This window comes from Morganella sp. HMSC11D09, assembly GCF_001807955.1.
In the GTDB taxonomy this organism is placed as follows: domain Bacteria; phylum Pseudomonadota; class Gammaproteobacteria; order Enterobacterales; family Enterobacteriaceae; genus Morganella; species Morganella morganii.
The window spans coordinates 1-25,961 of record NZ_KV791708.1; the positions used below are offsets into that span (position 1 = coordinate 1).

At 50.9% G+C, this 25,961-nt stretch carries 29 protein-coding genes; 17 read left to right on the forward strand and 12 right to left on the reverse strand.

Features of this window, described 5'->3' with window-relative positions; genetic code table 11:
* Positions 1-212: 212 nt before the first annotated feature.
* Genes HMPREF3119_RS15265 through HMPREF3119_RS19445 form a run of 3 tightly spaced genes read left to right on the forward strand, consistent with a single transcriptional unit; the run spans position 213 to position 1,203 of the window.
* Entirely contained in the window at positions 213-815 is a 603-nt protein-coding gene (locus tag HMPREF3119_RS15265) for an MT-A70 family methyltransferase (protein ID WP_070580223.1), read from the forward strand.
* A 4-nt stretch (positions 816-819) separates the two neighbouring features.
* On the forward strand, positions 820-1,017 hold the full coding sequence (locus HMPREF3119_RS15270; protein WP_070580225.1) for a hypothetical protein: 198 nt from the start codon (positions 820-822) through the stop codon (positions 1,015-1,017).
* Between the two features lie 9 nt (positions 1,018-1,026).
* Complete coding sequence (locus HMPREF3119_RS19445) at positions 1,027-1,203, forward strand: hypothetical protein (protein ID WP_168162292.1); 177 nt, start codon at positions 1,027-1,029, stop codon at positions 1,201-1,203.
* On the opposite strand, the gene HMPREF3119_RS15275 is transcribed toward HMPREF3119_RS19445, so the two are convergent.
* The 3 genes from HMPREF3119_RS15275 to guaB all read right to left on the reverse strand — a co-directional run bounded on the left by HMPREF3119_RS15275 (position 1,204) and on the right by guaB (position 5,729).
* The gene (locus tag HMPREF3119_RS15275; protein ID WP_070580227.1) at positions 1,204-2,406 is read right to left on the reverse strand and encodes a tyrosine-type recombinase/integrase; all 1,203 of its coding nucleotides are present in this window, start codon (positions 2,404-2,406) and stop codon (positions 1,204-1,206) included.
* Between the two features lie 219 nt (positions 2,407-2,625).
* Positions 2,626-4,203 carry a glutamine-hydrolyzing GMP synthase gene (guaA, locus tag HMPREF3119_RS15280; RefSeq protein WP_004237402.1) on the reverse strand — a complete coding sequence of 526 codons (1,578 nt, stop codon included), beginning with the start codon at positions 4,201-4,203 and terminating at the stop codon, positions 2,626-2,628.
* A 59-nt stretch (positions 4,204-4,262) separates the two neighbouring features.
* A complete protein-coding gene (gene guaB / locus HMPREF3119_RS15285) occupies positions 4,263-5,729 on the reverse strand; it encodes an IMP dehydrogenase (protein WP_004237403.1) in 1,467 nt (488 codons plus the stop codon).
* A 172-nt stretch (positions 5,730-5,901) separates the two neighbouring features.
* Here guaB and xseA point away from each other — a divergent pair, with 172 nt between their 5' ends.
* The gene (gene xseA / locus HMPREF3119_RS15290; RefSeq protein WP_036418335.1) at positions 5,902-7,278 is read left to right on the forward strand and encodes an exodeoxyribonuclease VII large subunit; all 1,377 of its coding nucleotides are present in this window, start codon (positions 5,902-5,904) and stop codon (positions 7,276-7,278) included.
* A gap of 47 nt (positions 7,279-7,325) precedes the next feature.
* On the opposite strand, the gene HMPREF3119_RS15295 is transcribed toward xseA, so the two are convergent.
* Positions 7,326-9,359, reverse strand: coding sequence for a S9 family peptidase (locus HMPREF3119_RS15295; protein WP_070580229.1), 2,034 nt, complete (start codon positions 9,357-9,359; stop codon positions 7,326-7,328).
* A 151-nt stretch (positions 9,360-9,510) separates the two neighbouring features.
* Between HMPREF3119_RS15295 and HMPREF3119_RS15300 the strand changes: the two genes are divergently transcribed.
* On the forward strand, positions 9,511-10,059 hold the full coding sequence (locus tag HMPREF3119_RS15300) for an NADPH-dependent FMN reductase (RefSeq protein WP_024475130.1): 549 nt from the start codon (positions 9,511-9,513) through the stop codon (positions 10,057-10,059).
* Positions 10,060-10,077: 18 nt separating this feature from the next.
* Here HMPREF3119_RS15300 and HMPREF3119_RS15305 read toward each other — a convergent pair whose 3' ends face one another.
* Positions 10,078-10,884 (reverse strand): MBL fold metallo-hydrolase, encoded by an 807-nt coding sequence (locus HMPREF3119_RS15305; protein WP_036418340.1) that lies wholly within the window; start codon positions 10,882-10,884, stop codon positions 10,078-10,080.
* A 191-nt stretch (positions 10,885-11,075) separates the two neighbouring features.
* Between HMPREF3119_RS15305 and HMPREF3119_RS15310 the strand changes: the two genes are divergently transcribed.
* The 4 genes from HMPREF3119_RS15310 to HMPREF3119_RS15325 all read left to right on the forward strand — a co-directional run bounded on the left by HMPREF3119_RS15310 (position 11,076) and on the right by HMPREF3119_RS15325 (position 14,354).
* Positions 11,076-11,534: a DUF6097 family protein gene (locus HMPREF3119_RS15310; RefSeq protein ID WP_004237409.1), complete on the forward strand. Its 459-nt coding sequence runs from the start codon at positions 11,076-11,078 to the stop codon at positions 11,532-11,534.
* A gap of 128 nt (positions 11,535-11,662) precedes the next feature.
* Positions 11,663-12,328 carry a response regulator gene (locus HMPREF3119_RS15315; RefSeq protein WP_004239617.1) on the forward strand — a complete coding sequence of 222 codons (666 nt, stop codon included), beginning with the start codon at positions 11,663-11,665 and terminating at the stop codon, positions 12,326-12,328.
* The gene (locus HMPREF3119_RS15320; RefSeq protein ID WP_246829291.1) at positions 12,329-13,684 is read left to right on the forward strand and encodes an ATP-binding protein; all 1,356 of its coding nucleotides are present in this window, start codon (positions 12,329-12,331) and stop codon (positions 13,682-13,684) included.
* Between the two features lie 97 nt (positions 13,685-13,781).
* Positions 13,782-14,354 carry a cysteine hydrolase family protein gene (locus tag HMPREF3119_RS15325; RefSeq protein ID WP_004237412.1) on the forward strand — a complete coding sequence of 191 codons (573 nt, stop codon included), beginning with the start codon at positions 13,782-13,784 and terminating at the stop codon, positions 14,352-14,354.
* A 42-nt stretch (positions 14,355-14,396) separates the two neighbouring features.
* On the opposite strand, the gene HMPREF3119_RS15330 is transcribed toward HMPREF3119_RS15325, so the two are convergent.
* Positions 14,397-14,723: an AzlD domain-containing protein gene (locus HMPREF3119_RS15330; RefSeq protein ID WP_070580231.1), complete on the reverse strand. Its 327-nt coding sequence runs from the start codon at positions 14,721-14,723 to the stop codon at positions 14,397-14,399.
* Positions 14,723-15,385: an AzlC family ABC transporter permease gene (locus HMPREF3119_RS15335; RefSeq protein ID WP_004237414.1), complete on the reverse strand. Its 663-nt coding sequence runs from the start codon at positions 15,383-15,385 to the stop codon at positions 14,723-14,725. The genes HMPREF3119_RS15330 and HMPREF3119_RS15335 overlap by 1 nt, the downstream gene beginning before the upstream one ends.
* 106 nt (positions 15,386-15,491) lie before the next feature.
* Between HMPREF3119_RS15335 and HMPREF3119_RS15340 the strand changes: the two genes are divergently transcribed.
* The 3 genes from HMPREF3119_RS15340 (at position 15,492) to HMPREF3119_RS15350 (ending at position 18,246) form a co-directional block, all read left to right on the forward strand.
* A complete protein-coding gene (locus HMPREF3119_RS15340) occupies positions 15,492-16,049 on the forward strand; it encodes a helix-turn-helix domain-containing protein (protein WP_015422664.1) in 558 nt (185 codons plus the stop codon).
* Positions 16,050-16,192: 143 nt separating this feature from the next.
* Positions 16,193-16,765: an HdeD family acid-resistance protein gene (locus HMPREF3119_RS15345; protein ID WP_004237416.1), complete on the forward strand. Its 573-nt coding sequence runs from the start codon at positions 16,193-16,195 to the stop codon at positions 16,763-16,765.
* A 197-nt stretch (positions 16,766-16,962) separates the two neighbouring features.
* The gene (locus HMPREF3119_RS15350; RefSeq protein ID WP_004237418.1) at positions 16,963-18,246 is read left to right on the forward strand and encodes a mechanosensitive ion channel family protein; all 1,284 of its coding nucleotides are present in this window, start codon (positions 16,963-16,965) and stop codon (positions 18,244-18,246) included.
* Here HMPREF3119_RS15350 and HMPREF3119_RS15355 read toward each other — a convergent pair.
* On the reverse strand, positions 18,223-18,759 hold the full coding sequence (locus HMPREF3119_RS15355; protein WP_070580233.1) for a DUF924 family protein: 537 nt from the start codon (positions 18,757-18,759) through the stop codon (positions 18,223-18,225). The two genes, HMPREF3119_RS15350 and HMPREF3119_RS15355, sit on opposite strands and share 24 nt — an antisense overlap.
* Before the next feature lie 128 nt (positions 18,760-18,887).
* Between HMPREF3119_RS15355 and yddG the strand changes: the two genes are divergently transcribed.
* Positions 18,888-19,781 carry an aromatic amino acid DMT transporter YddG gene (yddG, locus tag HMPREF3119_RS15360; RefSeq protein ID WP_036418352.1) on the forward strand — a complete coding sequence of 298 codons (894 nt, stop codon included), beginning with the start codon at positions 18,888-18,890 and terminating at the stop codon, positions 19,779-19,781.
* Between the two features lie 81 nt (positions 19,782-19,862).
* Complete coding sequence (locus HMPREF3119_RS15365; protein ID WP_070580235.1) at positions 19,863-20,987, forward strand: glycosyltransferase family 9 protein; 1,125 nt, start codon at positions 19,863-19,865, stop codon at positions 20,985-20,987.
* Between the two features lie 276 nt (positions 20,988-21,263).
* Here HMPREF3119_RS15365 and HMPREF3119_RS15370 read toward each other — a convergent pair whose 3' ends face one another.
* Positions 21,264-21,542, reverse strand: coding sequence for a DUF6694 family lipoprotein (locus HMPREF3119_RS15370; RefSeq protein ID WP_004237422.1), 279 nt, complete (start codon positions 21,540-21,542; stop codon positions 21,264-21,266).
* Positions 21,543-21,754: 212 nt separating this feature from the next.
* Here HMPREF3119_RS15370 and HMPREF3119_RS15375 point away from each other — a divergent pair, with 212 nt between their 5' ends.
* From HMPREF3119_RS15375 to osmB, 3 genes are all read left to right on the forward strand, one after another.
* Positions 21,755-22,654 carry a helix-turn-helix domain-containing protein gene (locus tag HMPREF3119_RS15375; protein ID WP_004237424.1) on the forward strand — a complete coding sequence of 300 codons (900 nt, stop codon included), beginning with the start codon at positions 21,755-21,757 and terminating at the stop codon, positions 22,652-22,654.
* Positions 22,655-22,881: 227 nt separating this feature from the next.
* Positions 22,882-23,109, forward strand: a complete 228-nt coding sequence (locus tag HMPREF3119_RS15380) for a hypothetical protein (RefSeq protein ID WP_036418357.1) — start codon at positions 22,882-22,884, stop codon at positions 23,107-23,109.
* Positions 23,110-23,220: 111 nt separating this feature from the next.
* Positions 23,221-23,439: an osmotically-inducible lipoprotein OsmB gene (gene osmB / locus HMPREF3119_RS15385; RefSeq protein ID WP_004237426.1), complete on the forward strand. Its 219-nt coding sequence runs from the start codon at positions 23,221-23,223 to the stop codon at positions 23,437-23,439.
* Between the two features lie 29 nt (positions 23,440-23,468).
* Here osmB and HMPREF3119_RS15390 read toward each other — a convergent pair whose 3' ends face one another.
* The 3 genes from HMPREF3119_RS15390 to HMPREF3119_RS15400 all read right to left on the reverse strand — a co-directional run bounded on the left by HMPREF3119_RS15390 (position 23,469) and on the right by HMPREF3119_RS15400 (position 25,062).
* A complete protein-coding gene (locus HMPREF3119_RS15390; RefSeq protein WP_004237427.1) occupies positions 23,469-24,065 on the reverse strand; it encodes a DUF1287 domain-containing protein in 597 nt (198 codons plus the stop codon).
* A 15-nt stretch (positions 24,066-24,080) separates the two neighbouring features.
* Complete coding sequence (locus tag HMPREF3119_RS19885; protein ID WP_225310084.1) at positions 24,081-24,338, reverse strand: hypothetical protein; 258 nt, start codon at positions 24,336-24,338, stop codon at positions 24,081-24,083.
* A gap of 454 nt (positions 24,339-24,792) precedes the next feature.
* Positions 24,793-25,062, reverse strand: a complete 270-nt coding sequence (locus HMPREF3119_RS15400) for a YidC/Oxa1 family membrane protein insertase (protein WP_004237430.1) — start codon at positions 25,060-25,062, stop codon at positions 24,793-24,795.
* Between the last annotated feature and the right edge of the window lie 899 nt (positions 25,063-25,961).

Below are 25,961 nucleotides of genomic sequence, written 5' to 3' on the forward strand. Positions count from 1 at the left end.
CTGATGATGAAAGAGGCGGAGAATGAAAAATAGTCACCGCTGCGAAATATGCAATAAACGGCTTAATGAAAGTGAGCGATTTTATTACGGCTATACCTGTGAAAAATGTGAACGCCACTTCATTACTGAGCATGAAGGAAATAAATTCAAAACCACACTTTCGCTTATCAGGCTCTATTTCAGAAAGGTAATTTACTCAGTGTAGGTGACCAATGAAAAAGTATGACTTAATTCTCGCAGACCCACCCTGGCAATACAGCAACAAATCCTCCAATGGCGCAGCAGATAACCACTACAACACCACCGATTTTTATTCCCTCACCCGCTTACCCATCGAAAAGATAGCCTCTGATAACTCCGTACTCTGCATGTGGTACACGGGTAACTTTGTCCGTGAGGCTTACGAATTGGCTGAAGCATGGGGATTCAAGGTGCGTACCGGCTTCGGGTTCGTGTGGGTGAAGCTGAACAAAAACGCAGGGGATCGGATAGATAAACATCCGCCAGAAGACATGTTCGACTTCATGGACACTCTGAACGCAGAGACGCGCATCAACGGCGGCAACTATACCCGCGCTAATGCAGAGGTATGCCTGATTGCTACCAGAGGTCGGGGACTGGAACGCCGCTCGGCCAGCGTCCGGCAGATAGTGTATTCCTGCCTCGGTGAGCACAGCGAGAAACCGAAGGAAGTACATCACCGGCTGGAAGAGTTATATGGCGATGTCCCGCGCATCGAACTGTTTGCCAGGGAGAAATACGGCGAATGGGATGTGTACGGGGATCAGGTTAACAGTGACATACAACTGAGGTGATTTTATGGCCGATATTATCGATGAAGCCAATGACTTAAACGAACTGCGACTGACTGCCGCGCTTGCCAACCGGCCACCAAAGCCGCAGAGCCTGACCGGCTTCTGTATCTGGTGCCGTGATGAACCAGTTACGCCCGGCAGCGCGTACTGCTCAAAAGAGTGCGGCGACGATGACGCACAGAACAAGCGCAAAAACGGATAGGAGGCACTGATGATGATCCTTGCACTCTATCTGTGGATTGCCGGTTATCTCTTCGCAGAACTGAGCAGAAGCGCAGATACCCGCACCGACATAGCCGCCGTGATGCTTTATTCCACACTCTGGCTGCCGGTCGGCGCGTGTTATCTTTCATCCCTGATCGCCAGCAAAGTGTTAGGCGACGAGTAATTACCCCGCTTTTCCCTCTTCAATCCACCCGTCAACCATATCGGCCCACTGCTGCAACATGTCGCGGCGCTGCTCAGCGTATTCCGCTTTGTTGTACACGGCACGGACGCCTTTTTGTTCGTGGGCCAGACACTTCTCTATCCAGTCGGAATTAAACCCCGCCTCATGCAACAGCGTGCTGGCTGTCCGGCGCAGGTCATGTACCGTCAGCGGTGCAAAATTAATCCCCTTCTCATTTATCCGTTTAACCACACCATCAATCACATTATTCAGTGCCGCGTTCGACAGTGGCTTGTGAATGTCATAGCGCCCCGGGATCAGGTATTCACTACCCATGGCGCAAACCTGAAATCCGGTCATCATATCCAGCGCCTGCCGGGAGAGATAAATCACATGCTCCCGGCGGCGCTTCATCCGTTCTTTCGGGATCACCCACTGAGCACGTTTAAAATCGACTTCTTCCCAGGTGGCTTTGATAAATTCTGTTTTCCGCACCAGAGTTAACAGTACAAATTTAACGGCCAGTTTCAACGTCGGATAACAGCTGTAGTTCTCCAGTTCCCGGAAGAATATGCCGATCTCTTTTGGTGACATAGCACGCTCACGCGGCTCAAAGGTGGCAATAGTGGATGCTTTAATACCTGCTGCCGGGTTACTGATCTCATAGCCTCGGTCAATCGCATAATCAAATACCGCGCCAACAATCTCACGTACCTGTAATGCGGTTGCCCGTCCGCCACGGTCACGGATCTTTTCACACAATGACCGTAACCGCTGGGTACTTATCTCTTCCAGCGTCAGACGACCCAACACCGGCGTTATCTCACGTTCGATTACTGATGCTTTCATTGCCCGTGTCGAATCCGCCAGGCGGGCTTCACGCAGATATCTGACGGTATATTCACCGAATACCGTCGCCCCCTTTCGCTTATCGATACCGTCACGTTTACTTGCAGCCGGTGATATACCTGCATTCAGCTGCTTTTTTGCATCATTCAGTAATTCGCGGGCCTGTGCCAACGTGATACCGTCAGGCCCGTATTTGCCAAACGTCACCGTTTCACGGCGGCCATTAAAACGATAATCATACCTGAATGAAATTGTTCCATTTTTTGTGACAGCGACATACAAACCATCACGGTCAGACACTTTATAAAGCCTGTCCTGCAGCTTCATACTTTTTAATTTTGTATCAGTCAGCACGTCGGTATTCTCTCTTTTAATACCGTCATAATTTTTATTTTTTTGACGGTATCACAGCCGGTTTAGAGTGGTTTTATTTTTTGATACCGTCACATATACCGTCAAAAATACTGGCTCTTGTCAACAATTAAAAACAGTTAAAAACAAAAAAGCCACCAGTAACATACTGATGGCTTTCGGTTTTCTGATAATTACCGATAGTTAAAAATTATTGGTATATCATTCCCACTCAATCGTCGCCGGTGGCTTACCGCTGACGTCGTATACGACACGGGAAATGCCGTCGACTTCATTGATGATGCGGTTGGAGACGCGGCCTAACAGGTCGTATGGCAGATGTGCCCAGTGTGCGGTCATAAAGTCGATGGTTTCGACTGCGCGCAGTGAGACAACCCAGTCGTATTTACGGCCGTCGCCCATGACACCGACAGAACGTACCGGCAGGAAGACAGTGAATGCCTGGCTGACTTTATGGTACAGATCCGCTTTGTGCAGCTCTTCGATAAAGATAGCATCAGCACGGCGCAGGATGTCGCAGTACTCTTTTTTCACTTCACCCAGTACGCGGACACCCAGACCAGGGCCCGGGAACGGATGGCGGTACAGCATATCGTACGGCAGACCCAGCTGCAGACCGATACGGCGGACTTCGTCTTTAAACAGTTCGCGCAGCGGCTCAACCAGTCCCAGCTCCATATCTTCCGGCAGGCCGCCGACGTTATGGTGGGATTTGATCACGTGGGCTTTACCGGTTTCAGAGGCGGCAGATTCAATCACATCCGGATAGATAGTGCCCTGTGCCAGCCATTTGACTTGTTTCTGTTTTGACGCTTCTTCATCAAAAATTTCAATGAATGTATGGCCGATAGCTTTACGTTTGGCTTCCGGATCCGCAATGCCTTTCAGGGCATTCAGGAAACGGTCTTCCGCTTTGGCGTGGATGATATTGAGGTCAAATTTGCCCGCAAACATCTCCATAACCTGCTCTGCTTCGTTCAGGCGCAGTAAGCCGTTATCCACAAATACACAGGTCAGGCGCTTGCCGATAGCACGGTTTAACAGCATGGCAGTCACGGATGAGTCCACGCCGCCGGAGAGTGCCAGGATGACATGGTCATCACCAATCTGCTCACGCAGGCGGATAACGGTGTCTTCAATAATGGCTTCCGGAGTCCACAGAGCTTCACACTGACAGATATCCAGCACGAAACGTTTGAGGATTTCCTGGCCCTGGTGAGTATGGGTCACTTCCGGGTGGAACTGCACGCCGTAGAAACGTTTTTCGTCGTTTGCCATGATCGCAAACGGACAGGTTTCGGTGCTGGCGACAGTCACGAAATCAGACGGGATAGCGGTAACTTTGTCACCGTGGCTCATCCACACATCCAGCAGTGGTTTGCCGTTGTCATCCAGCATATCCTGAATACCACGGAACAGTTCGCAGGTTTCGCGGATTTCAACCTGCGCATAACCGAACTCGCGCTCGTCAGAGGTTTCCACTGCGCCGCCGAGCTGCATAGACATGGTCTGCATGCCGTAGCAGATGCCGAGAACCGGTACACCGGCGCTGAAGACATACTCAGGTGCGCGCGGGCTGTTGTGTTCAGTGGTGCTTTCCGGGCCGCCGGAGAGAATAATACCGTTCGGATTGAAATTACGGATCTGTTCTTCAGTGACATCCCATGCCCACAGTTCACAATAAACGCCGATTTCACGGATACGGCGCGCGATCAGCTGAGTGTACTGCGATCCAAAGTCGAGGATAAGAATGCGGTGCTGATGAATATTCGTTGTCATTAATGTATGTTCCAAGAGCAAACAATTATAGGCTGGCGGTCCGCAGACCGCCGCATGAATCAGAGACCTGAACGGTAGTTTGGTGCTTCTTTGGTGATAGTCACATCATGAACGTGACTTTCCTGAATCCCGGCACCACTGATACGGACAAACTCTGCTTTAGTATTCAGTTCGTGAATAGTTGCACAACCGGTCAGTCCCATGCAAGAGCGCAGGCCGCCCATTTGCTGGTGAACGATGGTTTTCAGCACACCTTTGTAAGCCACACGGCCTTCGATACCTTCCGGCACCAGTTTGTCAGCGGCGTTATCGGTCTGGAAGTAACGGTCAGAAGAACCTTTGGACATCGCACCGAGCGAACCCATACCACGGTAAGATTTGTAAGCACGACCCTGATAGAGTTCCACTTCGCCCGGAGATTCCTCGGTACCGGCGAACATCGAACCGACCATCACACATGCCGCACCGGCTGCCAGCGCTTTCGCGATATCACCGGAGAAACGGATACCACCGTCAGCGATAACCGGAATACCGGTGCCTTCCAGGGCCTCAACAGCATCAGAAATAGCGGTTAACTGTGGTACGCCCACACCAGTTACGATACGGGTGGTACAGATAGAACCGGGGCCGATACCCACTTTCACTGCGCTGACACCGGCTGCCGCCAGGGCTTTCGCACCTTCGGCTGTGGCGACGTTACCACCGATGATTTCGAGATCAGGGTATTTTTCACGGGTTTCACGGATGCGCTGTAACACGCCTTCGGAATGACCGTGAGAGGAGTCGATTAACAGAACGTCCACACCGGCAGCCACCAGCGCATCAACACGCTCTTCGTTACCGGCACCGGCACCAACAGCTGCGCCGACACGCAGACGGCCGTGCTCATCTTTACAGGCGTTTGGTTTGCGCTCTGCTTTCTGGAAATCTTTTACAGTGATCATGCCGAGCAGATGGAAGGAATCATCCACCACCAGCGCTTTTTCCACGCGGCGCTCGTGCATTTTTTTCAGAACCACTTCGCGGGCTTCGCCTTCACGGACGGTCACCAGACGCTCTTTCGGGGTCATAACGGCAGTCACCGGCTGATCCAGGTCAGTCACGAAACGCACGTCACGGCCGGTGATGATACCGACTAATTCGTTATCGGTCGTGACCACCGGATAACCGGCAAAACCGTTCTGTTCAGTCAGGGTCTGGACTTCGCGCAGTGTGGTGCACGGAGTAACAGTCTGCGGATCAGAAACAACGCCGCTTTCGTGTTTTTTCACACGGCGGACTTCATCAGCCTGACGCTCAATGGACATATTTTTGTGAATAAAACCGATGCCACCTTCCTGGGCAAGGGCAATCGCCAGACGGGCTTCCGTTACGGTATCCATCGCCGCCGAGATCATCGGGACGTTCAGACGGATTTTCGCGGTGAGTTGTGTCGATAAATCGGCAGTGTTGGGCAGAACTGTGGAGTGTGCAGGAACTAAGAGAACATCATCAAAGGTTAAAGCTTCTTTTTTAATACGTAACATGTGCAATATCTCACCAGGCAGCAGGATTGAAAGAAGATAAAATATTGCCGCGGCATTATACAGGTGGTAATCGGTTGCGCCTAGCCTTTTTTTCAAAAATTCGTTGCTAATCTGTCAGAAGGCGGTAGTATCGGACAATTAAGTCCTTGTTTTATTATTTGATCTGGCTCACATGTTGCTACCTGAAAATACCGCAATTTTTACTGTTACCCGGTTAAATACGACTGTCCGGCAGTTACTCGAGCTGGAAATGGGCCGGATTTGGATCAGCGCGGAGATCTCCAACTTTTCGCGCCCGTCTTCCGGTCACTGGTATTTTACCCTGAAAGATGAAAAATCCCAGGTGCGGGCAGCCATGTTCCGCGGCAACAACAGCCGTGTGACATTTGCGCCGCAGAACGGGCAGCAGGTGCTGGTACGCGCTGCGATCACGCTGTATGAGCCGCGCGGGGATTACCAACTGATTGTTGAGTCCATGCAACCTGCCGGTGAAGGTCTGCTTCAGCAGCAGTTTGAACTGCTGAAAGAGAAACTGAAAGCCGAAGGACTGTTTGATACCCATCTGAAAAAACCGCTGCCGGTGCCTGCCACCTGTGTGGGCGTGGTGACATCCGCCACCGGGGCCGCCCTTCACGATATTCTGAATATTCTGCGCCGCCGTGACCCGTCACTGCCGGTGATTATCTACCCCGCTCAGGTTCAGGGTGCTGATGCACCGGCACAGATTGTCCGTGCAATTGAAACCGCTAACCGCCGTAATGAATGTGATGTGCTGATTGTCGGGCGCGGCGGCGGTTCACTGGAAGATTTGTGGAGTTTCAATGATGAGCGGGTGGCGCGGGCCATTTTTGCCAGCCGGCTTCCGGTGATCAGTGCCGTCGGTCATGAAACGGATATCACTATCGCCGATTTTGTCGCGGATTTGCGGGCACCAACCCCGTCGGCGGCGGCAGAACTGGTCAGCCGTGACCTGACAGAGCGCCTGCGGCAGATCCAGTCAGTACAACAACGGCTGGAAATGGCGATGGATTATTTTATTGCCAGAAAACAGCGGTTGTTCAGCCAGTTACATCACCGCTTGCAGCAACAGCATCCGCAACTGCGCCTCGCACGGCAGCAACAACTGATTCAGCGCCTGGAACAACGGCTGATTCAGGCCGGACAGCTTATGCTGACTCAAAAGTCCCGTCAGCTGACACAAACAGAACAGCGTCTGATGCGCCGGGATCCGCGCCCGCAACTGCAACAGCAGCAGCGCCATGTTCAGCAGTTGCAGTACCGTCTCTCCTCTGCCATGCGTGAACAGCTCAGTCAGCAACGCGAACGGTTTGCCCGTCTCTGCTCTACACTCGAGGGTGTCAGCCCGCTGGCAACACTCAGCCGGGGCTTCAGTATCAGCCAGACAGACAGCGGTGAAGTGCTGAACAAAACCCGTCAGGTAAAAGTCGGGCAGAAAATCACCACGCTGTTACAGGATGGCAGTGTGGAGAGTGAAATTATCGCCGTGCACAAAAAAGCGGCTGCCCGTAAACGGAAAGCCGCTGAGTAACATCCGATTTTACCGGTGACATTGTCACACATTAAGTGACAGTGTCACTACTCCTGTTGTTCATCCACCATCAGCAGGAACACATAACCGAGCGCCACATCCCACAAATAGTTGAACCGTCCTGACTTACCGCCGTGCCCCGCTTCCATATCGGTATAGAGCAGCAGCAAATTATCATCCGTCTTCAGTTTCCGCAGTTTTGCCACCCATTTTGCCGGTTCCCAGTACTGAACCTGAGAATCATGCAGGCCGCTGGTCACCAGCATATTCGGGTAGGCTTTCGCCTCAATGTTGTCATACGGGCTGTAGGCGCGGATATCCCGGTAAGCGGATTCATTTTCCGGGTTGCCCCACTCGTCATATTCGCCGGTGGTCAGCGGAATGGACGGATCAGACATGGTAGTCAGTGCATCCACAAACGGCACCTGTGTCACGATACCGCGATACAGCTCCGGCGCCTGATTAATCACCGCTCCCATCAGCAATCCGCCTGCACTGCCGCCGGTGGCGTAGATCCGGTTTTCCGCACCATAACGCCGGGTAATCAGTTCGCGTGTCACATCCACAAAATCATTAAAACTGTTGATTTTATGCTGCATCTTTCCGGCATTGTACCAGCGTTTACCCAACTCACCGCCGCCGCGGATATGCGCCTGAGCATAAACAAAACCGCGATCCAGCAGGCTCAGCCGGTTGGCGTCGAAATCCGGATCCATACTGGCACCATACGCCCCGTAGCCTTCAATCAGCAGAGGATTGAATCCCTGCTGATAGTGATCTTTATGCCAGACCAGCGAAACCGGTATCTGCACGCCGTCACGGGCAGTGACCCAAATTCGTTCACTGTGATAATTATCCCGCTGAAAACCGTTTACCTGCGCCTGTTTCAGCAGCGTCCGTTCCCCGCTGACCATATCCAGCTCATACACCGATGCCGGTGTGGTCATCGAGGTATAACCGTAGCGCAGCAGCTGACTGTCCGGCTCCGGGTTCAGCCCGAGCCACGCGCAGTAAGCACCATCATCAAACCCGACTTGTGTTTCTTTCCCGCTCTGCCGGTGAATAATGCGGATCTGCGGCAGCGCGGCGTGCCGTTCCTGTAATACCAGCCAGTCACGGAACAGCGTGAAATCTTCCAGATCGGTATCCGGCTGCGGTGCAATCAGAGTTTGCCACGGATTTTCCGGCGCCTCCGTCTGGTAAAGGCCAAACAGTTCGTTTTCATGGTCAGAGCGGATATAAAACTGACCATCCAGATGATCGACGTGATACTCACGCCCGTCCTGACGCGGCGAGAAACAGACCGGCGGCTGTAATGGATCATTGGCATTGATAAGCTGAACTTCGGAGGTTACCGGGCTGTGACAACCGATAAAAATCCACTCACGGGAGGATGACAGGGATAACCCGGTATAAAAACGGTCATCGTCCTCGCGGTATACCAGTTCATCCTGTGTGGTATCTGTGCCGAAACGGTGGCGATATACCTCGAACGGCAGCAATGTCTGCGGATCCTGACGAACATAAAACAGAACCGAACCATCGGCTGACCAGACCAGATCGTCGGACACTTCTGTCAGCACAGATTCCTGCCAGTGATTATCGGTCAGATCACGGTAAGCCACCTGATATTCACGGCGCCCGACTTTATCCTCGGCAATTGCAATACGGCGGTTATCCGCACTGACCGCCAGAGACACCAGCTCATAATAGGCCAGCCCCTGTGCCCGTTCATTGCCGTCCGCCAGCACTTCCCACTGGCCGCTGTTTATTTTACGCCGCTCATACAGCGGATACTCTTTGCCCGCCTCAAACCGGGTGCGGTAAACATAACCGTTGTAACTGTATGGCGCGGATTCATCCGCCTGCGGCATGCGGGCGACCATCTCCTCATACAGCGCTTCGCGCAGCGGCTCAGCAGCCTGTAATTTCTGCTGTGTATAACGGTTTTCATCCGTCAGATACTGAATCACCTGCGGATCACTGCGGGTATCATCCCGCAGCCAGTAATAGTTATCCGTCCGGGTTTCACCGTGTGCGGTGAACTGTACCGGGTGTTCCGGGGCTTGCGGGATAGTCATTCCGGCTCCTGATAAGATCTTTTTTGTTGTGATGTCATAAAAATTTACTAAATTCTGCTCTCTGTTCCGCGATTCCGCACTATGATAGTAACGTTTTCATTTGTTTTATTGCTTATTCATCACCGGATTTTCACCGGTTCAGGAGGTTACAATGAAACAGTACCGCGTTGCTGTTGTTGTCGGTTCACTGCGTGAGCAGAGTTACAACCGTCAGCTGGCGCATGCTCTGGTCTCTCTTTTCCCTGCACACATTCAGTGTGAATTTGTCAGTATCGGTTCACTGCCGCTCTATAATCAGGACTGTGACGCGCAACCGCCTGCTGAGGTGCTGGCATTCAAACAGCAGATTTCACAGGCTGACGGCGTGATTTTTGTTACGCCGGAGTATAACCGTTCTATTCCCGGTGTGCTGAAAAACGCACTGGATCAGGGCTCCCGTCCGTGGGGACAAAACAGCTGGGACAGCAAACCGGCCGCCGTGATCGGCACCTCCGCCGGGGCGATGGGTACCGCGATGGCACAGCAGCATCTGCGCAATGTGCTGGCATTCCTGAATATGCCGACACTCAATCAGCCGGAGATGTACCTGCAATGGTATGACGGCATGATCGGCGAAAACGGTAAATTCAGTGAAAAAACCGGTGCGTTTGTGCAGAAATGGGCAGATGCCTATGTCCGTTTCCTGGAAGCGCACGGCTGATAAGCCCGCCGGGCAGACTCAGCGGAATGTCAGTTGCTGCCCGGTATTAAAATCGTCCGCATTCAGGGCATTGCGCCCTCTGGCACCGGTACAGTGACAGCCGTACACCCGGGTTTGCGGATCCACTGCCTCCTGTGCGCGGCGCAGTGCTGCCGGTGTTGCCCGGCGCAGATGCAGCCCGCCGACCACCGCCTGCACCGGTGCATTATCTGTCAGGGCACGCGCATGTTGTATCACTGACTCAATGCCTGAATGGCTGCATCCGGTGATAATCACAATCCCCTCCTCCCCGCGCCAGATCAGAAAACTGTCGTCACGCACATAATCTGCCTCACCGTTACTGAGCAGTACCCCGTAACGGCGCACCACGGCCCGCTGCGTGATTTCTCCGGCGAACAGAAAGCGGGATGAGATAGAATACGGTTTTTCCGTCAGCACGAACTGATAGTCACGGCGCAGTGTTTCTTCACAAAATAACGGAGATAACCGCTTGAATTTCAGCGGGTAACTGCCCAGCCACAATGCGGCGCGGCGCGGCTCGAAAATATGCGGGTGTGCAATCACCTTCAGCGCCGACGGCAGATTATGCCGTTCCGTACGGGTTAATCCGCCGAAATGGTCATAATGACCGTGAGACAACACCACCGCATCAATATTTTCCAGTGAAATCCCCAGTGCCTGTGCATTGCGGATATAGGTATTATCCGCGCCCGTATCAAACAGCAGCGAGGTTTCCCCGTCGTCCAGCAACAGGCTGAGACCAGGGTGAGAATCCAGTTTCGGGTCAGTATTCGTATTTTCCAGTAGTGCGGTGATGCGTAACATGGATGATAATCCCTGAAAGATAAATGTATTCTGCCGTTATATATAACACAGTGTTTTCCGCTATAACGTATCTGTATTGTACCGCAGAGTGCAGATTATGATTTAATTCAGGTAATGTTAATAAATCAGCATGACCCGGCTGTAAAATTGTTAAATAATAGCCGGCCGACACAGACTTTCAGGAGTTCCGCATGGGAATTATTACCGCTTTTGCAAAAAGCATCGATAACAGTCAGCTTTTACGCCTTTTGCATCAGCAAATAGAAAAACAGGATGCGCCGGTAGCCTGCCGTGACGATCTGGACGATCAGCTCACCGATATCGCCGCCTATATGCACGATGAACATTATCCCGCCCTGGCAAAACGCCGCAAAAAGGTGAATATGCTGACCGGGTTACTCGCCCTGCCGGTATTACTCTTCTCCCTGCTGCTGTTTTCACAGAAGATTATTGATGCCCTGTCACTGAATATCGACATCAGCTATTTATCCCTGACCCTGCTGGATTACAGCCTGACCTATATCTGGGCAGTGTTTATTTATGCCGCCGTGTTGTTCGGCACCATTTTTTATTTTTATTTCCTGCAAAAACAGACAGAAAAATATGCCGGTCATCTGATTGATGATTTTATAAACCGGATATCACATTAAGCGGGATTGATTAAGGGTACATTAAGCCCCGTTGCCACAATAATTTGCCTGCGTTGTCACAGTAATCGTCAATGCTATACTGCAATCCGCTTTTACAGAGAGCCCGCTTTTACAGAAAGAGAGGAAACGTGCAAATTCTATTAGTCGAAGACGATTTACAATTAGGTAAAGCACTGTGCCGGGGACTGGAACTGGCCGGTTTTCGTGTGTGCTGGCTGCGTTTACTGGCCGATGCCCGTAAGCGGCTGACAGAACAGCATTTTGACCTGATGCTGCTGGATCTGGGGTTACCGGACGGCGACGGGTTTGACTCTCTGGTGGAGTGGCGCAACAGCGGGGAGCAAATCCCGATTATTATTATGACCGCCCGCAATCAGCGTGATCATCTGGTCAATTCCCTCGATTCAGGGGCGGATGATTTTATTTCCAAACCGGTTGAACTGCCGGAATTAATTTCCCGCGTTAAAGCGGTTTCCCGCCGTATTGCCGGTTTTTCCTCACAGTTATGGAAAGTGGATAATATCACCCTTAACCCGATGAACCATCAGGTGACACTGAATGACGAGTTATTACTGCTCTCCGGCAAAGAGTATCAGCTGTTATATGAATTAATGCGTAATACCGGTAATGTGGTGCGCAAACATGAGCTGGAACAGCGTTTATTCGGGCTGGACGATAAGATCGAAAGTAATTCCCTGGAAGTGCATATCCATAATCTGCGCCGCAAAATCGGTAAAGAGAAAGTGATTACTGTCCGCGGAATCGGCTATCTGCTGAAAAAGGACAGCGAATAAGTGAGAATCCGCTCATTCTTTGTTTATACTGTTCTCCTTCAGACCTTCTCAATGCTCCTGCTGTGGGGCGTCTGGATCGCCTGGCTGAAATACGCCTATCTGCCCGGTTTAAGTGAAGATTTTAATGCCCAGCAGATGGTGATTGCCCGTGGTGTCTCTGACACGCTGCGGGAAACCCCCACGGATTCCGCCACCTTCCCGCAGATTGCCCGTGCCCTGGAGAGTATGTACGCCAATGCGATGAAAAGCGGCCTGGAAGAGGAAAATTATGATCCGCTGGTCGCTATTCTGCACAGTACAACGGGTGAAGTGCTGTACAGTAATAAACCGGATGTTCATATTCCGCTGAAACCTGACGGAATCGAGCGTTTCACCGAGGACGGCGAAACCTGGTATCTTGCTTATAATACCGACCCGGATATGCAGCGCACTGCGGTTATCGGGGAATCCGGCACCGACCGCCATATGCTGATCGGCGACCCGGCAACCGGCACCGCCGTTCCGCTGCTGTTTATTCTCGGCACCATGCTCTCATCCACGATTATCACCACCTATCTCAGTCTGCGCCCGCTGCGTGAAACCACCCGCAGTATCGCCACCCGTAACCCCGGCAACCTGACACCCATCAGCATGAAATATCAGTACAATGAAATGCGTCCGGTACTGCATGCCATTAACCAGCTGATGCAGCGGGTGGATGCCGCCAATCTGCGGGAAAAACAGTTTATGGCAGATGCCGCTCATGAACTGCGTACGCCGATTGCCGCCGTACTGGCACAAATTCATCTGCTCAAACAGATTGATGACCCGGCGGAGCGCAACGAAATAACCGCTGATATGGAAATCAGTCTGGATCGCGCGGTATCACTGTCACGGCAGCTGATTGATCTGGCCCGGCTGGAAACGGAAGATTATCCGCTGAAAATGGAAGAGATCGACCTGACCCAGGCGCTGAGTCACACCATTGCCATGCTGGTGCCCTACGCCCTGCGCAAAAATATTGAGTTTTCCTTCGACGGCCCGGAAAGCTGCATTGTTGTCACCGATAAACAGGCGCTGTTCTCCATCATCAACAATATTCTGAATAATGCGGTGAAATACTGCCCGCCGGACAGCCAGGCCGAAGTCTCGCTGGACACCGGCAATCCGGATGAAGTGCAGATTATTATCCGCGACAACGGCAACGGCATCAGTGAGCAGTACCGCCACCGCCTGTTCTCGCGCTTTTTCCGTGTGCCGGGCTGCAGTGAAAACGGCAGCGGTCTCGGCCTGCCATTGCACAGAATCTGGCGGAAAAAATCGGCGGTTATCTCTCCGTCACCGACGGATTGCAGCAGCGCGGTATCGGGTTTGTGATCCACATTCCGGCAAAAAACCGTGAAATTTCCGCTGCTTCCCATGACAGTTCTGAAACATAAGGCTATGCTGAAAAAAGTCAGAACAGGAGGGACAGATGAAACAGGCACTGATTATTATCGACCTTATTAATGACATTACCGGCAAACACGGGCTTTCCAACGCCTGCCATGACCAGACTGCCGCCCGTAATCTGATTGCAGCCACACGGGAAACCGCCCGTCAGGCGCGGCAGCGGGATATTCCCGTGGTATGGGTGCGGGTCGGGTTTGCGGATGACTGGCATGATATCCCCGCCGGATCACCGATGTTTCAGCGGGCAAAAGAGATTGGTGCCCTGAAACTGAGCGGCAGCGGTTGTGACTGGGCAGACGGTACGGATGTGCAGAAAGAGGATGTCTGTTTTGTGAAGAAAGGCGTTAGTGCCTTTGCAGGAAATGATTTGCTGATCTGGCTGCGTAAAGCCGGGATTGAACACCTTGTTCTGGCCGGTGTCAGCACGGTGATGGCAATTCAGAGCACCGCGCGTTATGCCCACGACAGCGGGTTTTATGTCTCGGTAGCGGAGGATTTGTGTGCCGCACCGACAGCGGAGCTGCACCAGATAAGTCTGGAGATGCTCCGCCCGATGGCTGCTATCACCACATCCGCCGCCTGGCTGGCACAATAATCTTTTATCATCCGCGCAGTGATGCTGCGCGGGTCTCTCTGTTTACCACAGCGACAGCAGATAACGCAGCAGTGCGGTCACAATCGCAGCGGCCAGCACAATCACCAGAAACGGCTTTTTATCCCACGTCAGTATTCCCGCAACCGCCACTCCGGCCATTTTCGGCCAGTCTGATAATTCCTGTCCGCTGAAAATCGTCATCGTTACCGCCACAGCAAACAGAATGACAATCGCCCCCGTGGAAAGCAGATTTTTAACGTGTGACGACACCGAGAAACGCCCGCTGAGCAGCGCCCCGGACGCCCGCATGGCATACGTACCGACCGCCAGCAGCGCGATCCCCGTCAGAATGGATAATGTATCCGGCATTACGCTCTCCTCAGGCTGACCACCAGCCCCAGCAGTGATAACAGCACCGGGATCCCCGGCGGTAAAAATGGCGTTGCCGCCAGGGCAATCACCGCTCCCAGCAGAGCAGCGCGGCGTGTTTTCGCCTCACGCAGTGCAGGCAGACACAATGCCAGGATAATCGCCGGGAACATGGCATCCAGCCCCAGCGCTTTGGTATCCACAATAAAGGTACCGAGAAACTCACCGATAATCGTCCCCAGCGGCCAGCACAGAAAAATTCCCAGCCCGCACAGCCAGAATGCGGCTTTCTGTTTGTCCTTCTGTTTTTCCGCCAGACCGAACACCACACTCTCATCATTAAGAATATGGAAGCCCAACAGTTTTTTCGGGCCTTTACCGGCAAGGTCGTGCACCGCAAGGCTGAACGGCACATGACGGGCATTCACCAGCAACCCGGCCAGCGCCGCAGACACCGGACTGCCGCCGGCCGCCACAACGCCGATAAACAGAAACTCTGACGCCCCTGCCAGCACAACCAGGGACAGTGTCAGCGGTACCCAGAGCGGAAAACCGTTGGCATGCGCCAGCGCCCCGTAGGAAACGCCGACAATTAAATCCGCCACACAAACCAGCAAAATATTGCGGATCATGGCATTATCGAGTGGAATAGCGAGTTTCATTGCGATAGACTTATAAATTGAACGATACGTTCATTATGTCGAACGCTTTGAATTACGCAAGTGTTAATTCCGGGTTATTTCCGTTAACCAGCAGAGAGTGTATTTTATGGATTCACCTATCACCCCGCCCCTGCAGATCATGGCTGTCAGGCTGACCGAAGAGCGTCAGCGCCAGGGACGTTCCATCGCTGATGTCGCGCGCAGTGCCGGTATTGCAAAATCCACACTGTCACAGCTGGAATCGGCACAGGGAAACCCGGGAATCGAAACACTGTGGTCGCTCTGTGTGGCACTGAATATCCCGTTTGCCAGTCTGTTTGAAACCCCGAAAAGCCGGGTAACCGTTTTGCGGCGCGGGGAAGGTATTCAGGTCAGTGCCGAGAATGCGTATTACCACGCTTTTCTGCTCTCTTCCGCTTCTGCGGTTAACCGCCGTGACCTGTACACCATCACCGCGCAGCCCGGCAAAGACCGCGTGTCTGAGCCGCATATGGCACAGGTTACCGAACATATCCTGCTGATGACCGGCAGTGCTGTTGTCGGTACCCTTGATGAGCCCGCCACACTTTTGCCCGGCGACTATATTTCCTACCCCGGCGATGTCCCGCATATTTTTAAGGCGCTGGAGCCCGATACCACGGCAGTCATGATTATTGAGCACTGATTTTACGCATTTGGTATTCACAAATACTTACTTATCGCAAATAATGTAAAGTGAAGTTTATCATTTCGGGTATATTCCGCATCCGGTATCAGGCTGCCCTGCATGCTCTGATGCCGCTGTAACGGGCTTACTAAGGAAAAACCATGCTTGATTTTAATCGTCAGAATTTAACTCATATGACAGCCGACGCCCTGAAGAAACAACGGGGCTACCTGTGGATCATCGCCATTCTCCTGCTGGCCGGTGGTGTGGCCTGTCTGATGAACCCGCTGATATCCGGTGTGACTCTCAGCTATATTATCGGGGGGCTTCTCCTGATAAACGGGATCTCCATGTTATTTGTGACACTCAGCAGCCGGCTCTACAGCGGCGGCAGTAAGCTGTTTTCCGTTCTGGTTGCGGTCGCCTATCTCCTTCTGGGTTATGTGTTCCTGACCGAACCGCTCACCGGGATGCTCAGCCTCGCTATTCTGCTCGCCATTCTGTTTATTGCCGGCGGGATCCTGCGTCTGGGTTCTGGTCTGCGTCAGATGTCTCAGGCGCGCGGCTGGCTGAACATTATCATCGGCCTGCTCGATCTGTTTATCGCTTACCTGCTGGTCGGTAACGGCCCGATTGTGTCTGTCACCCTGATTGCGACTCTGGTCGGTATTGAACTGCTGTTCAGCTCTTTTGGTCTGATCGCCGTCGCTTCTGCCCTGAAAAAGAATAATTAACCGCATCCGGTGGCGCGGGCAAATAATTTGCCGCGCCACATCCCCTTTTTTCTGTTTTTTCCGCTTTTCCCGCATCTTTACATACCCTTTCAGTACCCGTGCCTGAAAAATGGTACAGTATTCAATGTGATCCCATTTTTAACATTTTGCTGCTCACTAAGGAGTCTGTAAAAACCACGTCACAGGAGACATTTTTTATGGAGCAACAACTGCGGTTATGGCTGCAACAACAATTTGAACTCAGTAATGACTACGCCTCATGGGCGGCCATTACCGGGGTTATTGTCCTGATTCTGGCTATCGCTGTTATTCTGCATCTTACCCTGCACAAAGGCCTGCTGCCGTATATTGAACGCCGTACCGGCGGCGCTCAGCGCCCGTGGGGAGCATTAATTACCCGCACCCGGCTGTTTAACCGGTTTGCCTTTCTGATTCAGGGGATAGTATTTAATATCCAGGCACTGATCTGGCTGGGACGCGGGTCTGCCGCACAGGAGATCCTCACGACCGGCGCACAGGCCTGGTGCCTGTTGTTCGGCATGCTGCTGCTGTTTTCCGTGATGGACATTCTTCAGAACCTCTCCCGCCATACCCCGTCTCTGAGCCGCCTTCCGCTGCGCGGCGTGATGCAGAGCCTGAAACTGATTATCGCGGTGCTCTTCAGTATCCTGATTATTTCGCTGCTGATAGGAAAATCCCCGCTGATTTTACTGAGCGGACTCGGTGCCATGACCGCCGTGCTGATGCTGGTCTTTAAAGACCCGATCATGGGACTGGTAGCCGGTATTCAGTTATCGGTCAATGATATGCTTAATGTCGGGGACTGGCTGGAGATGCCGAAATACGGCGCGGACGGTGCCGTGACGGATATCGGGCTGACCACGGTCAAAGTGCAGAACTGGGATAATACCATCACCACCATCCCGACTTACGCCCTGATTTCCGATTCCTTCAAAAACTGGCAGGGAATGACGGCATCCGGCGGACGGCGCATCAAACGCAGCATGAACCTGGATACCACCAGCATCCGTTTTCTGACTGATGAAGAGATCAGCCGGCTGCGGCAATCAAACCTGATAGCCGGGTATATCGATGCCAAATTACAGGAAATCGCAGAATACAATGCGCAGGAACCCGGAGATACCCTGCTCAACCAGCGGCGGCTGACCAATATCGGGACATTCCGTGCGTATGCGGAGGCGTACATCAAAGCCAGTCCGCATATTCACAAGAAGATGACGACCATGGTGCGCCAGCTGGCACCAACACCGGACGGGCTGCCGGTGGAAATCTACGCCTTCACCAATGTGACGGCGTGGATAAGCTATGAGCAAATCCAGTCCGATATTTTTGATCACCTGTTTGCGATCCTGCCGCAATTCTGGCTGCGGGTGCATCAGACACCAACGGGCTTTGATATGCGCGGTATTGCCGCGCATTTCGCCCGTGAGTGTGAATCAGAACGCCGAGCCGGGCTGTAACAGAAACTCCGCCTCTTCCGGGGTGGAGTTCCGCCCCAGAATCTCATTGCGGTGCGGGTAGCGGCCGAAGCGGTCAATGATCGCTTTGTGCCGCCGCTCAAAATCCTCAGTGCTCTCATCAAGCCCTTTAAACAACTGTTCCGCCTGCTGATGGATCAGTGCGGATTCTGAATGCATATACGGCATCAGCACAAACTTGCGCTGAACCGGGGGCAGTTGCTGATAATCCGGTGTTTTCACTGCTTCCTGTGCCAGCACCAGCGCCATCGGGTCCTGTGCAAATGACCGCGCGTCACCGCGCCAGAGGTTACGGGAAAACTGATCCAGCACGAGGATCTCCGCCAGACGTCCGCCGATGTGTGCCCGCCAGCTGGAACATTCTCCGGCAGCTGCCTGCTCCCATACCTTAAGAAAACGGCGGCGGATCAGGTCATCAAACTGTGTGTCTTTCTTAAACCATTGTTCCGGTGTGGCTTCATTAAACCAAAAATCCAGAATCTGTTGTGCTTCCATCGTCAGGCTCCTTATCAGTCCGGCCATGAGGATCTCTCCCTTTGCCCGGCGGTCATATCACGGTATGCTGGGAAATCATTATTAGTTTAACGCATATATTGTCAATTATTTATCACAGGCCGATATTCATGGGAAAACTGTCCGCACACACCGCCACATTTTACGGCGTTCTGGCCATTCTGTTCTGGAGTACTATTGTCGGATTAATCAAACGGGTCAGTGAGGATTTCGGGCCTGCTTTCGGTGCGGCACTGATATACACCCTGGGCTCAGTGATGTTACTGCTGGTGACCGGATTTCCGGCCATCCGCCGCTGGCCGCGCCGCTATCTTATCTGGGGCACGCTGTTGTTCGTCAGTTATGAGATCTGCTTTATTCTGGCGCTCGGTTTTTCTCAGAACCGTCAGCAGGCGATTGAACTGGGTATGGTGAATTACCTGTGGCCTTCCCTGACTGTCGGACTGGCTGTACTCATGGGCGGGCAGCGTCTGCGCCTGCCGCTGATAGCCGGTCTGGTGCTGGCGGTGCTCGGTATCAGCCGGGTGATTGGCGGAGAGAACGGGTTATCCCTCAGCTCTGTCGCCGCCAACGTCGCACTTAATCCGCTGAGTTACGGCCTGGCGTTTGCCGGTGCGGTGATCTGGGCCTTCTACAGTAATTTATCACGCAGGCTGGCGGATGGTAATAACGGCATTACCCTGTTTTTTATCATCACCGCCCTGATGCTGTGGGTGGTGACAGCCTTTGACGGCATCACACTGCCCGCTGAATTTTCCGTGTCGACCGTTGGTTTTCTGGTTGCCGCCGCTGCACTGTCCTGTGCCGCAAATGCACTCTGGACCATTGCGGTACTGCGCGGTAATGTTGCCCTGATAGGTACACTCTCTTATTTTACCCCGGTACTTTCCACCGCGTTTTCCGCATTATTACTCAGCACTGCTCTCTCCTTTGCATTCTGGCAGGGGGTGCTGATGGTTACCGGTGGTTCCTTATTATGCTGGCTCGCCACCCGCCGGAAATAACATGAAAATGAACCGGCGGATTTCCGGCGGAATATGCTAAATTAGCGCCATGCTATTATTGGTTGCTTTTCAGGAAATACGATGTCCAAAAAACTTAAACATAAACTGGTTAATTTATTCTTACAGATTTATACGCGCCGCCGTGATTTTTCGCACTCCGTCGCTGCCTTTAAACAGCTGAAGACTATCGACTTCCGGAATATTGTTATTTATTCGACAACGGCACTCGGGGATTTTCTGATGAATACCCCGGCAATTCATGAAGTCAGAAAGCGTTTTCCTGATGCCAGAATTACCGTTGTTTCCGGTAATAAAATTGCACCTTATATCCGCACCGGTATCGGTAAAGACTGGGACGATGTGGTGTGCTGGAACAGCAAAGTCAATACCGTACTGAAACTGGTCAGGGATTTAAAAGCGCACGGAACACCGGATCTGGTTCTGATTATGCACTCACATAACCCGTATGATTATCTGAGCGCAGTCATGACCGGGGCACCGTTTGTTTTCCGCTGTAATCATCCGACAAACCCGTATATGGAGCGCTGGCTGACAAACTCGACCCGCTTTGCACACCGCCATTCAGTACAGGTCCGCCTTGATCTGATCACTCCGCTCGGCTGCCGGTTTACCGAAAAAAGTGTTGAGATGCGGGTACCGTGTGAGGTCACAAAAGTACCGTCACCGGTAAGACGGATTGGTTTTCAGATGGGCGCTTCCAGTGAGGAACGACGCTGGCCGGTTGAGAATTTTGTCACACTCGCACGCACTCTGCTTACCCGGTACCGTGACCTGAATATTGTTCTGGTCGGCGCGCCGAATGAAATTCGCCTGTCCGATGAATTTCTCAGTTTACTTGAGCCGGAATTTCACAACCGGATTGAGCCTCTGATCGGTAAAACCACCGTCGAAGAATTAACACAAATCGTAAATAACCTTGATCTTCTGGTCACAAATGACACCGGAACCATGCATCTGGCATTTGCGTTAAAAGTCCCCAGTGTCAGCATGCATGTCAGCACCTGTCCGCAATTCACCGGCCCTTATCAGGACTATGAATTACATGAAATTATTTCCGGGTTTGCCTCAAAATTACTGCTGGAAGAGGGAGAGCATGAAATGGCCTCAATTTCTGCGGATACAGTAATTGAAGCAACCGTTAAATCATTATCTGCGCGGGGAATATTGCCGGTATCAGAGGAATAACGCTGCGGAATAATCCTGAGTAAAAGCACGGTCTCACACCCGGCCGTAAAATACAGTAGACTGACAGAAAAAGGAGGATCTATGTCAGAGAATATGCAGAAGCCGAAAATGACACAGGAAGAAGAGGACGAAATTGAGTCCCTGACAAAAAGCCTTGTCATGCGGGATAAGATGAAACTGCCGGGAACGTCTTAAATTCCACCGCGATGCAGCCAGAAACCGTTAACCGTAAAACTAAGCCTGCCGGCAGCAGATAAACCGGCAGGCTGAAAAGGGTTATTTTGCCATTTCAATAATTTCTTTTGCTGTTTTACCCTGTAATTTTTCTTTCAGCAATGCCATCATTTTTTCTTCATCGCCACCGCTGGCAAAAGCCACCTGGAAGCTGATTTTAGTAATAGCGCCTTTCAGCTCACGGGATTGCTCCGGGCTCAGATCTTTTTCCATTTTTGCAATGGATTCCTGTGCTGCCTGCTGAGAAGACATATCCAGTGTTGCATCACCACAAGCGGTAAGAGCAAAAGAGAGCGCTATAACTGCCAGTAATTTTTTCATTTTCCACCTCGTTAATAATATCTGCGGTATTTTACATTGCCGGACAGATAAAACCATGTTTATTACAGGCAGAATTAACCGTTTATTTATACAGTTATAACCATGTTTGCCCGCCCTGTGAAAACGGGAAATTTATTTGTTATTGTAAATCAGCTGTTTTTCAATACCGGTGCCGATATAATACCTCCGTCTGAGAAATACACGGAAAAGCTATGTTTAACGAATGCGTTGTTGATGAAATTTTAAACTGGATAGAAAATAATCTTGAGTCTGATCTTTCATTAGAAGCCGTTGCCGGGAAAGCCGGATATTCCAAATGGCATTTTCAGCGTATTTTCAAACAACAGACCGGCTATACCCTGGCAAATTATGTCCGTGCACGGCGTTTATCCTGTGCGGCCATCGCCCTGCGCCTGCTGCCGCTCAACCTGATGCATTTATCCATGAAGTACCGCTTTGATTCACAACAGACATTCTGCCGTGCCTTCAAACAACATTTTGGTATTACCCCGTCAGGATACCGTAAAAAAAGCGGCTGGCAGCCGGGAGGCTTTGTACTGCCGAAACGTTATGCCGGAAAACTGCACTCCTCGGTTGAGATGACGACATTGCCGGAAAAAGTGCTGACCGGGACTTCGAATGTGTATCAGGCTGCATCGGATACCTGGAATATGAACCTGCCAAAGCTGCGCAAATATTACTGGCAGCCTTTTTTACAGCGGCTGACCGCTTTACCGGAGGCGGTTTATGCCATACACGGTGTCAGTAAATCTGCCGGGGACACTTTCTCAATGTATTATGCCACCCTGGCCGAAGCACACTGCCTGAAAAATACGATGCCGCAGGATATTGTTTATACGCCCGGACATGCCCATTACTTAAAAATTATTTTTACCGGTGATTTTTCAGATATTGATTTTCAGGATATTACTTATGATATCTATAATAATATTCTGCCGGAACTGAATATAATCCGCCATCCGGAGCATCCGGATACGGAAGAGTACATATTTCAGGAAAACATCACTGAATTAAACCCGGAAAACCCGAAACTGGCAGTCCGGGTGATTAATTATTACATCCCTGTTATGACTGATGCAGCAGGCTGGTGATCATTATCGGCCGGGACTATGCTGTTGCGGCCATTTTGTTCTGATCCCTGCTGTGCAATAACTCCCTGCATATATTCCAATCGTAGTTTATCTTATCTGCCCGTATATTATTCTGATAGTTGTCTTAAAATAACAAAATCAGGAATTGACTGTTATTTATTCTCTGTTTTTTACACATGAACCGGTTACTATGAAAAGGAGTATCTTCTGATTTGCGGAGGTAACCGATGTCATCATATGCAGAACATATCACCACGGTGCACATTCAGTGCGATGCGGAAGAAGCGCTGCTGCCGACACATCCTTTCGCTGCTGTTTCTGTCGCGGATGCCGCTATTGAGGATGAAGCCGAAGTCACGGCGCATAATGGCCGGATTGAACATCTCAGTAATGCCATCAACTCCACTTACGGTATTTTATATTGCCATCTGTCGTTTAAGCCATTAGCGGTATAGCTGATATCAGGTAATGTACCGGGATTGTTACGTATTTCCCGATTATTCTGATACAGACGATTCCCGAACAGGTCTATGTTGTAACACGCCTATTGTTCAGGAGTTTATGAGATGAAAATGAATATTAAGAGAGTAAGCACAGTGACTTTATCCGCAGTCCTGCTGATTGCTGTAGCCGGTTGTTCAAATATGTCGAAACGTGACCGGAATACTGCTATCGGAGCCGGTGTCGGTGCTGTTGGTGGTGCAATCCTGACCGACGGCAGCGCACTCGGAACCGTCGGCGGTGCGGCAATCGGCGGCCTTATCGGACACCAGGTGAAAAAATAATTTCCGGAGCCGGCATACCGCCGGCTCTTTCATTCTTTCCCGGCTTTATACCGGTAATGCCCGGTGATTTTCCAGCTGAACAGCACATCCTCACTGACCTGTCCGCCGCCGATATTATGCATGACCAGCGGATTTCCGCTGAACAGCGCAGTTTTACCGATCACAATACCGATATGCGGACGACCATTATCCAGCTGCCAGGTCACAATGTCACCAGCCACATAATCCGCCGCGTTTTGTGTGATCGGTTTGGTTTCTCCTTTCCGGCTGAAAAAAACCATCAGATTGGGCACTCTGCGGTGATCAATATTTGTATCCGGCCGTGTCTGTCCCCACAATTTACGGCCCGGGTAGAGAGAAAACGCCGTTTTGATATCTTCATGCACCTCTTTTTGCAGATCGATACCTATTTTCCGGTAACTGCGGATCACCACATCCGAACATACCCCTTTCCGAGGTGAAACATCCCCGCCGGGATAGGCGATTTTTTCATAGGACGGATCATACAACACCAGCCGGTCAAGCTGCTGAGCCGCCTGATTCAGCGTTCCCGCACCGTAACCGGCGGGTATTATGGCGACAGACAACAAAGCAGCACATATTCCGGCAATATAATGACGCATCATTTCCTCCGTAACCGCTCAGAAAATCCCGTCCCTGCCCCAGATGTAACGTAATACCCCGGCAGCATCCCGCGGACTGAGCTGTAATATATTCTGATACAGCGCTGATTTTATTTCACAGGCCAGTATGGCATCCTTTTCCAGGGTTTCGGCTTCCTCTTCATCAAGCAAATCACCATAGGTATGGCGCAGCCGGAGAAAGATACCGGTATATAATGCGTCAGTTTCTGCCTGAGATAAACCCGGCATTGTTTCTTTTGCGGGTAAAAATGTCATGACAGCTCCGTTATCCGGCTCTGCCGGGTAAATGAAGCTGAAACAAAGCAACCCAGAGGGATCTTTATCCATCGCGCTGTTAAACAATGCCTGCCGGTTTTCTGCATATTGCAGTATCATTTCATCCGGCGTTTGCTGCAGCAGTACTTTTCGATCGTCTGTATTACTCATATAAATCATACGGTAAAAATTCCGCAGTTTAATACCGGATAAAAGAGAATTCCGTCCTGATATATTGCTGTGCATTGTTTCTGCCGCAACCGCTTTTGGTGACAGAAAAAAAATAAGAAGAAAAAACAGAAAGAAGGCAGAAAAATACACTGTAATACGTAAACGGGGCATTACAGTAAACAGCAGAAAAACCCCCGGCACCGGAGCAGAATGTCCGGATAAAATGCCGGGCAGCATCTGCGCTGTCATATCAGCAGGTTACCCGGCTCATTCCAGTACCAGCTTATCCGGCCCGTTCAGCCCAGACATTATATTCTCTGACCAGCGCCATGACTTCATTATTGGAATCTTTCATTTCCCGCATATGCGCCTGAAGCTTTTTCAAATCACCGGGAAATTCCCGCTGAATTTCCTGTGTTTTTATCCGCAGGCGCTGCATTTCTTTATTTCGCCTTTCCAGCGCCGCCATCAGCATATCTCTGATTTGATTACACTGCGCAATAGCTTCAAAATCGAATTCTGAATACGCCCGCATATCGTCGTTGTCAGTCATAAAAGCATTACCTTATCTGCAATATACTGAACACCGATTATAGCGTTTTACTGCCGTGATTGTCCCCGTACCTTGCGGCCGGTAAAAATATTACCGTCTCTTTATCCGGCAGAATATTTTCACCGGCAGTCAGATTCACTGGTTACGCATGAGGTGATTAAATTGCCATGGTTCACCGTCTAATCTCTTCATGGATATAGTCACTTTCCCCAATCATATCTCCCGGATAGCGGATAATTTGTACTCTATAAGGATGAGTTACCGGCCATGTCTGTCCGGGGTCACATACCGCAGAGTTTTTGCTGAAAACATAAACATACATCTGTTATCAATCATATGGGTTTGATGACTGGTTTTATTGATAGAGATGAATGTATACCTATGATAAAATTTTACTAATTTAAACCATGGGGAAATACAATATGCCAGACGCAATCAAAATCATAATTGCCGGTCGGAATGTTGGTGGTTTTGGTGGTACGGAAACTGTATTTCGGTCATTCTGCAGGTTACTGGCTGAATCTGAGAAAAATTATCAGGTATCCTTTGTTTTTTTAATGAGGAAGATAATACTGTTAATGACGAATGGATTGGTGAAAATAAATTCATTCGTTTTAATTCATCAATCAAAAACAGAAAGATAAAAAGGATTTCTCTGGCATGCCAGTTCTCATAATTAATAAAAAAAACAAAACCAGATTACATTATAGCGTTTGACTCAATTGGTTGTTATATTTCAAGAGTAGCTCTTCGCCTGTCATTCAGAAAAGCGCATTTATTTTCATGGAATCATTTTTCTGTCGCTGATTCATATAAAGCGAAATATCTTCTTATGGCAGATAAGCATCTGTCAATAAGTAGCGGAATATCACAGCAGTTGTCAAAGATGGGTGTATCTT